The organism is uncultured Maricaulis sp. (assembly GCF_905480005.1).
In the GTDB taxonomy this organism is placed as follows: Bacteria; Pseudomonadota; Alphaproteobacteria; order Caulobacterales; family Maricaulaceae; genus Maricaulis.
Genome location: NZ_CAJQOO010000171.1, coordinates 1 through 4,340 on the forward strand (window position 1 = coordinate 1; position 4,340 = coordinate 4,340).

Annotated in this window: 4 protein-coding genes; 2 read left to right on the top strand and 2 right to left on the bottom strand. The window is 64.3% G+C overall.

The window, feature by feature from the left end:
- Nucleotides 1-439 precede the first annotated feature (439 nt).
- Nucleotides 440-811 (top strand): VOC family protein, encoded by a 372-nt coding sequence (locus tag QZ266_RS14195; protein WP_295696273.1) that lies wholly within the window; start codon nucleotides 440-442, stop codon nucleotides 809-811.
- A gap of 416 nt (nucleotides 812-1,227) precedes the next feature.
- Here QZ266_RS14195 and QZ266_RS14200 read toward each other — a convergent pair whose 3' ends face one another.
- Entirely contained in the window at nucleotides 1,228-1,815 is a 588-nt protein-coding gene (locus QZ266_RS14200; protein ID WP_295696275.1) for a thymidine kinase, read from the bottom strand.
- A 125-nt stretch (nucleotides 1,816-1,940) separates the two neighbouring features.
- Here QZ266_RS14200 and QZ266_RS14205 point away from each other — a divergent pair, with 125 nt between their 5' ends.
- A complete protein-coding gene (locus QZ266_RS14205) occupies nucleotides 1,941-3,008 on the top strand; it encodes a DUF3667 domain-containing protein (protein WP_295696277.1) in 1,068 nt (355 codons plus the stop codon).
- Between the two features lie 9 nt (nucleotides 3,009-3,017).
- Here the strand turns inward: QZ266_RS14205 and QZ266_RS14210 are convergent.
- Nucleotides 3,018-4,340: PAS domain-containing methyl-accepting chemotaxis protein (locus tag QZ266_RS14210; RefSeq protein WP_295696280.1), on the bottom strand; the 1,323-nt coding region annotated here is incomplete at its 5' end.

Below are 4,340 nucleotides of genomic sequence, written 5' to 3' on the forward strand. Positions count from 1 at the left end.
GTTTTCGGGACGGGAGGCACGAGCTCAGTCACTTGTGCCCGGGAACTTGCGGAGCCTGTCCGCGCCTCGGGGATGACATCCCGATGCTCCGGCAGGGCGTGCGACCAGGTCGCGGGGCACTAAACGACCGACCCCATCTACCTGGCGCATTGGAATCGGGGGCGAGAGCGTCCGGGAAAACTACGCAAGCGGGATGCCGAGGACACCACGGACACCGCAGACCAGCCGCACGGACACCCCGGTGTCCGCCGGCATCCCGCTTCCTCCCACCTCCGGCGCGAACGCGCGCGGAGCCGGACGCGCATGCCTGCACCCATCACCGCCGGCAGTCAGCCGCCCGGCTACGCCCCCCGTCCTGTCAGGAGAGACCCGATCCGGACTCGCACATGCCCGGTTTTCGTGTAGGGTGAACGCATCGGAACATAGAGGGAACACCGCAATGCTTGGATATGTGACACTGGGAACCAATGACCTGGAAAAGGCCGCCGCCTTCTACGACAAGCTGTGCGCCGAATTCGGCGTTGGCCGGATGATGGGCGACGAGAATTTCATCGCCTGGGGCAAGCCCGGTGGCGGCGCCGGCATCGGCCTGACCAAACCCTTCAATGGCGAACCGGCCACCATCGGCAATGGCGTCATGGCGGCCTTCCAGGCCGACAGCAAGGAACAGGTCGACAAGGTCTACAAGATGGCCGTCGAAGAGCTCGGCGCCACCTGTGAAGGCCCCGCCGGCCCGCGCGGCGACACTTTCTACGCCGGCTATTTCCGCGATCCGGACGGGAACAAGTTGAACGTCTTCACGATGGGCTGAGTCTGTCGGCTGATGGAAACAGGCCGTCTCCCGCCTCGCGGGGGACGGTCCGGTCCTGCGACCACCTGGACCAGCCGTGCCTGATACCCTGTGGTTGACGGCACTGGCCGGCCAGCCTCTGACCCGTGTTCGACAGCCTTCAGGCCGTATCCGCGCACATGCGCACATGCGCACATGGTGCGGAGCTATCCATAGACCGCTTGTCAGCCAGCAGGCCGTATCCGGTTCTTCAGCTCAAGGGTGAAACCGCGAAGCGGCGCGTACGCGCCCTTGACCTGAAGAACCGGATACGGCGGGATCTCGGCAAGCGGTTCATGGTGGGGTTTGCGCTATAGGCGCGGGACGCGCAAAAGGGGACAGGCATATTTAGCGCGGCGCGCTAAACGAACCTGTCCCCAAACCGCACCAACCTTCCCTCACCCGCCCGCCAGCGCTTCAAAGAAATGCTTCCGGCAGAGCGAGACATAGTCCGACTTCTCCACCGCAACCTGCTCGCCCACGGCGATGGCGCTGCCATCGGCCTGGCGGCGCAGATTCATGGTCGCCTTGCGGCCGCAATGGCAGATGGTGCGGACCTCGCGCAAATGGTCGGCAAGGGCGAGGAGTTCGGCCGAGCCGGGGAAGAGCGCGCCGCGAAAATCCGTGCGCAAGCCATAACAGAGAACAGGCAGGTCGAGCTGATCGACGATGCGGGCCAGGGCCCGGACCTGGTCGGCGGTGAGGAATTGCGCCTCGTCGAGGAAGATGGCGCCCAGCTTGCCCTCGCCCTGACGGGCGGCAATGGCCGTGAAGAGGTCTGTGTGCGCGCCGAAAATGTGCGCCGGGGCGCGCAGGCCGATCCGCGACTCGATCGCGCCCATCGGCGCGTCGGGCGTGTCGGCATGATGGGCCGAGGTCCACAACATGACCTCCATGCCGCGCTCGCCATAATTGTGCGCCGCCTGCAGGAGGATGGCCGACTTGCCGGCATTCATGGCGGAATAGGTGAAATAGAGCTTGGACATGGCGCCTTGCTAGCGCGATTCCGGATGGCGCAAATCCGGTCTGTCAGATCGTCGCCGCCTGTGTGCCGAGTGAAGACATTGCGCCCCGGCACGTCGCCCGCTTAGATGGGCGCCGGGGGCCGATCATGACCAAGTCAGAGACATTCGGAAACGACGCCGCGCCGGCTGAGGCCTGCGCCAATTGTGGCCAGGCGCTTGACGGGCCCTTTTGCGGCCAATGCGGTCAGTCGAGCACGGAGATCCGCCGCCCCATCCTGGTCCTCGCGACCGACACGATCGGCGATATCTTCGTCTGGGATGGCCGCTTCCTGTCGACCCTGAGAGCCCTCTTCTCCAGGCCCGGCACGCTGGCTCGCGCCTATGCCGATGGTCAGCGGGCGCGCTGGACGCCGCCGATCCGGCTGTATTTGCTGGTGAGCCTCGCCTTCTTCACGGCGATGAGCCTGGGCGGCATCAGGGTGATCGCAGTCGATGCCAGCCCCAGCGCCGAAACCGTTCGCAATCAGGACCCGGCCGCGCAGGCCGAGCGCCGGGAACGGATCGAAGCGGCGCGAGCATCGCCGGGCGGCGAGCCCGGCATGCGCGCCTGCGGGGTGATGCCGGGTCCCGACGAATTGACCGCCGAAGGCCAGCTGGTCTACGCGGTCGATACGAATTTCTCGATCACGCTCATGCAGACCGGTGCGACATCCGACGCGCGCCTGGTCAATGCCGAGACCGAAGCCTGCATGCATGAGGCGCTGGCGTCCGTCGGCATGCCGCCGATGATCGGACTGCTCGCTGTCGAGGCCGTGAGCGATCCCGCCGGCTTCGAGGCCCGCTCCGGTGCGGCGGCGGCCCAGGCCGTGATCCTGATGGTGATCGCACTCGCCCTGATCAATTTCGCCGTTCATCCGCGCCGCAAGCTGATAGAGCATGTCATCCTCTCGCTCTATCTGCATGCGATCCTGCTGCCCGGCTTTGCGCTGACCCTGCTGCTTACCCACACACTGGGCAGCCAGGGCAATGCTGCCGTGATCGCAATCGCGATCGGCGCGCAAGGCGCCCAGCTCTTCCTGTTCTGGATCAGCGACCGGCAATTCTACGGATCAAGCTGGTGGGGCGCACTCCTGCGCCTCCCGGTCCAGATAATCGGCTATGCCGCCGCGTTCACGCTCGCCGCATTACTGCTGATCCTGGTGCCGATCCTCTAGGTCACAGGGTCACGCCGCCTGCTCGTTGAGCGATTGCGCCGCGAGCGAGATTTCATCCGCGGAGGCCTGCAGCGCTTCATTGCCACGGGCAATGTCGGCCATCGCTTCAGACACGTGAGACACGTCGGTGGCCGCTTCACCCATATTGGCGCTGATGTCGCGGGTCACGGCGACCTGTTCTTCAACGGCGGCGGAAATGCCTGAGGCAATCTCCTCGATCTGACCGATCACGCTCCCGATCCGGGTGATGGCATCGACCGCGCCAGCCGTATTGTTCTGAACAGCGGCGATCTGCTCGGTGATGTTGCCAATGGCATTGGCGGTCTGTCCTGCAAGATTCTTGACCTCCGAGGCCACCACCGCGAAGCCCTTGCCGGCTTCACCCGCTCGCGCCGCCTCGATGGTCGCGTTGAGCGCGAGAAGATTGGTCTGCTCGGCGATTGAATTGATCAATTCGACGACCTGTCCGATCGACTGGGCCGCCGTCGACAGGGAGTCCATGACCTCAGCGGTCTGCCGTGTCTCGGTTACGGCTTGCTGAGCCACATCCACCGCGCCGGTGACCTGCTGGCCGACTTCCTGGAAGGAAGCGGACAATTCTTCGGCGGCAGCGGCAACGCTTTGCACCATGCTGGCCGCCTTGCCGGAGGCGTTGGACGCCTGATCGGTCTTCTGGCCGGCATCGGCGATATTGCGAGTGACTGATTCCAGCCCCCGGCCGACCTGGTCGCGCACTTCGCTGCGGCGAAGACGGGCCTTCACCGAGGCGGTGACATCGATCGCCAGCTTGACGACACTGGTCGGGTTGCCGTCGAAGCCGATGACGGGGTTGTAGGTCGCCTGCAGCCAGATTTCGCTACCATCCTTGCGGAAGCGCTTGAACTCGCCGGCCTCGAACTTGCCGGTCCTCAACTGGTCCCAGAATGCCTTATAGGCAGAGCTCTTGACCATTTCCGGGTCGCAGAACATCGAGTGGTGCTTGCCCACGACCTCGGTGGTCGAATAGCCCATCGCCTCGCCAAAAACCTCGTTCGCGGAGATTATATTGCCCTGCATATCGAAACGAATGAGGGCCTGGGAGCACTCGATGGCGTCCATTGTGCTCTGGTAGTTAAAGCGGCGCACGCGATTGACCGTGACGTCGGCTGCCAGCTTTACAATGCGCACGACTTTGCCAGTGCGATCCTTCACCGGGTTATAGGTCGCCTGGATCCAGACCGTCTCGCCATCCTTGCGGATGCGGCTGAACTCTTCGGAATGGAGAATGCCGGCGCGCAAGTCTTCCCAGAATTTTCGGTATTCAGCGGTCTGCGCCTCGCCGTCTGAAAGAAA